At 71.2% G+C, this 4,248-nt stretch carries 4 protein-coding genes and 1 pseudogene; 2 read left to right on the top strand and 3 right to left on the bottom strand.

Annotation, left to right across the window (positions count from 1 at the left end; translation table 11 throughout):
• Nucleotides 1-159 precede the first annotated feature (159 nt).
• Entirely contained in the window at nt 160-735 is a 576-nt protein-coding gene (gene rsmD, locus WCJ52_RS11850) for a 16S rRNA (guanine(966)-N(2))-methyltransferase RsmD (protein WP_336903514.1), read from the bottom strand.
• A 134-nt stretch (nt 736-869) separates the two neighbouring features.
• Here rsmD and WCJ52_RS11855 point away from each other — a divergent pair.
• Nucleotides 870-1,493, top strand: a pseudogene (locus tag WCJ52_RS11855) (enoyl-CoA hydratase/isomerase family protein); the annotation flags it as partial.
• Here WCJ52_RS11855 and WCJ52_RS11860 read toward each other — a convergent pair.
• Nucleotides 1,459-2,958 (bottom strand): pseudouridine synthase, encoded by a 1,500-nt coding sequence (locus WCJ52_RS11860; RefSeq protein WP_336903515.1) that lies wholly within the window; start codon nt 2,956-2,958, stop codon nt 1,459-1,461. The pseudogene WCJ52_RS11855 and the gene WCJ52_RS11860 sit on opposite strands and share 35 nt — an antisense overlap.
• Nucleotides 2,959-2,970: 12 nt before the next feature.
• Between WCJ52_RS11860 and WCJ52_RS11865 the strand changes: the two genes are divergently transcribed.
• On the top strand, nt 2,971-3,450 hold the full coding sequence (locus WCJ52_RS11865; RefSeq protein WP_336903517.1) for a nucleoside deaminase: 480 nt from the start codon (nt 2,971-2,973) through the stop codon (nt 3,448-3,450).
• Here the strand turns inward: WCJ52_RS11865 and WCJ52_RS11870 are convergent.
• On the bottom strand, nt 3,412-4,248 hold an 837-nt coding region (locus WCJ52_RS11870), incomplete at its 5' end, for a dienelactone hydrolase family protein (protein WP_336903516.1). The two genes, WCJ52_RS11865 and WCJ52_RS11870, sit on opposite strands and share 39 nt — an antisense overlap.

A 4,248-nucleotide genomic window follows, 5' to 3' on the forward strand; every position in this document is an offset into this window, starting at 1 on the left:
GCGGCGCGGCTGGGGCGCACCTAGCCGGAACCGCCCTTGACCCCCTCACCGGGCTTTGCCCGGAGCTCCCCCTTGGGGGAGCAATTAGCGCCCTAATTCCTCCCCTTTGGGGAAGTGGCGCGCGCAGCGCGGCGGAGGGGGAACCCCGGCCTCTCAGCTTCACCCCTCACCTTCCTCCAGCTGCAGGAACCAGACCTTCGCCGCGCCCCAGGTGCGGGCGTCCAGAAGAGTATAGCCGGGCGTCTCCGGGGTGGGGTCGCCGGCGCCAGTCTCGAGGACGGCGAGGGCGTCGGGAGCCAGCCAGCCGCCTTCGCGCAGGCAGGCCAGGGCGGTCTCGCCCAGGCCCCGGCCATAGGGCGGGTCGAGGAAGGCCAGGTTGAAGGCCGGGCCGTCGGCTCCGGGGCGGACGCCCAGGTCGGTGGCGTCCCGGCGGTGGATGCGGGTGCGACCGAAGAGGGCAAAGGCCTCGGCATTGTCGCGGATGGCGCCCCGGGCGGCGGCCTCGGTCTCCACGAAGAGGCAGAAGGCCGCACCCCGGGACAGGGCCTCAAACCCCAATGCGCCCGAACCGGCGAAGAGGTCGATGACCCGGGCGCCCGCCAGGGGCGGGGCCCAGGCGGCGTGCTCCAGGATGTTGAAGACGGCCTGCCGGGCCCGGTCGGAAGTGGGCCGGGTGACCTGCCCCGGCGGCGCGACGAGGTTGCGGCCCTTCAGGGCGCCGGAAACAATGCGCATGGCGGGCTCGCCTCGGTCAGGTCTAGGGTGGCGGCAGGATAAAGACAGAGAGGGAGGTCGTGATGAGCCTGGTGACCCGCGAACGCAAGGGGGCGGCGGTCGTCCTGACCTATACCAACCCGCCCTGGGGCACGATGACCGCGGCCGGTGCCCGGGAGATGTACACCGAAGCGGAGGTCGCGCTGGGCGATCCCACGGTGCGCTGCCTGATCCTGACCGGGGGCGTGCCCGGCATCTTCATCCGGCACTATGACGTGGACGAGCTGGCCGACATGAGCGCCCGGCTGCAGGACGGGCCACCCCCTTCACCGCCCCGCGCCGACGCCCCGCCACCGCCGCCCGGCTTCCTGGAACTGACGGACATGATCGCAGCTACGGACAAGCCTGTGGTGGCGGCCATCAACGGCCTCTGCCAGGGCGGCGGCTTTGAGCTGGCCCTGGCCTGCGACCTCCGGATCGCCACGCCGGAAGCGGCCTCTATCGGCCTGCCCGAAACTCGGATCGGCATCTTCCCCGGCGGCGGTGGCACCCAGCGCCTGCCCCGGGTGGTGGGCGAGGCCAGGGCCCTGGAGATCATCCTGCGCGGCCTGACATTCACGGGCGCGGAGGCCCACGCCATCGGCCTGGTGCATGAGCTGGCGGCTGACCCCCTGGCCCGGGCCCTGGAGATGGCGCGGGAATGGGAGGGGCGCGGGGCCGAGGGCATAGCCGCCGCCAAACGGCTTACCCGCGCGGCCCTCGACCGCCCCCTTTCGGAGGGCCTTTCCGAGGAGCGTCGGTCGTTCCTGGAAGTGATGCGGACCGCTTCGGCCCGCCTGGCCCTGGAGGCCGCCCGCCGTCCGGTGGAGATCCAGAAGGTCTGACGGCGCGGGTGGGGCCGCCGGAGCGGGCCTTGGCTCCGCCTGGCGGCCTGCCGATATCCGTCTTCCCGGCCCTGCTGGCGGCCGGCTTCCGGGGGCCGGGTTTGGGGGCGGCTAGCTTCCGGTCATCTGGCTTGCCGGTTTCTGGCCTCCGGGCATCAGGTTTCCGGGCAACGGGCTTGCGATCGTCAGGCTTCCGACCATCGGGTTTCCGGGCGTCTGGCTTCCTGGCATCGGGTTTCCGATCGTCAGGCTTCCGGGTATCGGGTTTTCGATCGCCAGACTTCCGGGCGTCGGGCTTCCGGGCAAGGGGTTTCCGGGCGTCTGGCTTCCGATCACTAGGCTTCCGGGCGTCGGCCTTCCCGGCGTCGGGCTTTCGATCACCTGGCTTCCGGGGCGGATATCCCCCCGGTGCCTTCGGCTTGGGTCTGGCCCAGCCGGCCTTGTAGGCGGGACGACCCCGGTCGGCGGAATCGCCCTTCGGGGTTGTCTCCGCCGCCACGACTTCGCGGCGCTTTTCCGAGACCGGGGCCCGTCGGCTCCACTTTGGCCTGTCTCCCCCGGGTAGGTCCTCGGGGGGGATGATGTCGCTGAAGAGTTCGCGGATCACCCGGGGTCCCACCTCTTCGATCTCGCCTGGAGGCAGGGTGGAGAGGGCGAAGGGACCGTAGGCCAGGCGGATCAGCCGGTTGACCTTGAGGCCAACCGATTCCAGCACCTTGCGGACCTCACGGTTCTTGCCCTCTGAGAGGGTGACGCTGACCCAGAGGTTGGCGCCGGAGGCACCCTCCCGAGCCTTGTCGATCACCGCCTCGACCGGGCCGTAACGGACGCCTTCCACCGTGACGCCGGCCTTGAGAGCGTCCAGCCTGTCCTGGGTGATCCGGCCGAAGGCGCGGGCCCTATAGCGGCGGACGAGGCCCGTGGCGGGCAGTTCCAGGGTCCGGGCCACGCCCCCGTCATTGGTGAGGAGGAGCAGGCCCTCTGTGGCAAGGTCGAGACGGCCGACAGAAATCAACCGCGGTAGCCCGGGAGGAAGCGCCTGGAAGACAGTCGGGCGGCCCTGGGGATCGTTGTGCGAGGTCATCAGGCCCGAGGGCTTGTGATAGCGGAACAGGCGGACCGGCTCCGCGTCGGCGATCACTTCTCCGTCCACGGTCAGTATGTCGCCCGGATCGATGCGGACTGCGGGGGTGTCGAGGGTGCGGCCGTTTAGCGCGACCCGGCCCTCGGTGATCAGGCGCTCGACCTCCCGGCGGGACGCTACGCCAGCGCGCGCGAGGGCCTTGGCGACGCGCTCGCCGCCGCCCTCCGGGGATTGACCTTCGCCGCCGGCGGGGGTTCGTAACGGATCGTGGACCATGACCCAGACTACATGCGCATTGCGCTCGCCGAGGCGCAAGCCGCTGCAGACCGAGGGGAGACCCCGGTGGGGGCGGTCATTGTCGACCCGGCCACGGGGGAGGTGCTGGCGGCCGAGGGCAATGCGCCCATCGGGGACCAGGACCCCACGGCCCATGCGGAGATCCGCGCTCTGCGCAGTGCGGCCCGCAGGCTTGGCAACTACCGGCTGACCGGCCTGACCCTCTACGTGACCCTGGAGCCCTGCCCCATGTGCGCCGGGGCCATAAGCCACGCCCGGATCGGCCGGGTGGTGTTCGGTGCCGACGATCCCAAGGGCGGCGGCGTGGTCCACGGGGCTCGGGTCTTTGACACGCCAACCTGCCACTGGCGGCCTGAGGTCACCGGAGGCGTTCTGGCCCAGGAGTCCGGGGACCTGCTGCGGGGATTCTTCCGCGCCCTGCGCGGCCGGCGGTCAGGTAAGACGGCGGCGGTAGAGGGCGAGCAGGGCTGACCAGGCCTTCTCCGCGCCTTCGGGGTTGTAAACGGGCGAACCCGGAACGCACCAGCCGTGCTGGGCGCCCGCATAGACCTCGACCGTGGCTGGGCGGCCCGCAGCCTTGAAGGCGGACCTCAGGTCGTCCTTGGCCTGGGGCTCCTTCTGGTCGTCGTTCTCGGCGATGGCCACCAGGTAATCCGCCCGGGTCTGGGTGATCAGCCTGTGCGGGCTGTCGGGAGCTGCGGTGACCAGGCCCCCACCGTGGAAGGACCCGACGGCGGTGACGCGGTCCGGGAGGACCGCGGCGGCCTGGAAGGCCATGGGTCCGCCCATGCAATAGCCCTGCACGCCCGCGCCCTTGCCGGGATCGACCATGGACTGGCCGTCGAGGAAGGCGAATCCGGCGATGGCGTCCCGGGCCGTGGCCTCCGGCGTCAGGGCCGACCTCAGCTCCATGAGCTTGGCCCGATCGGCTGGATCGGCCCAGTTGACCGGTCCAGAGGGCATGGGTGCCCGGCCCTTGCGGTAGAAGGGGTTGGGAACCAGGACAGCGTAGCCCTCGGCGGCCATGCGGCTGGCCATCTGCCGGAAGACGGGACGCAGGCCCATGATGTCCGTCCAGACCAGCACCGCGGGCCAACCCCCGGCGGGGGCCTTGCCTGTGGGGTGGACGAAGACGGCGTCGCAGAGACCATCCGGGGTCTGCACCTCGACATCCATTTCCATCACCTTGAGGGGCGCACCCTCAGCCGTTGTGGAGACCGCCACCGCAGCGCCAGCGGCGAGGACGCCAAGGTCCCGGCGGGACAGTCC

Origin of the sequence: Phenylobacterium sp., assembly GCF_037138395.1 — a bacterium.
Taxonomy (GTDB): Bacteria; Pseudomonadota; Alphaproteobacteria; order Caulobacterales; family Caulobacteraceae; genus Phenylobacterium.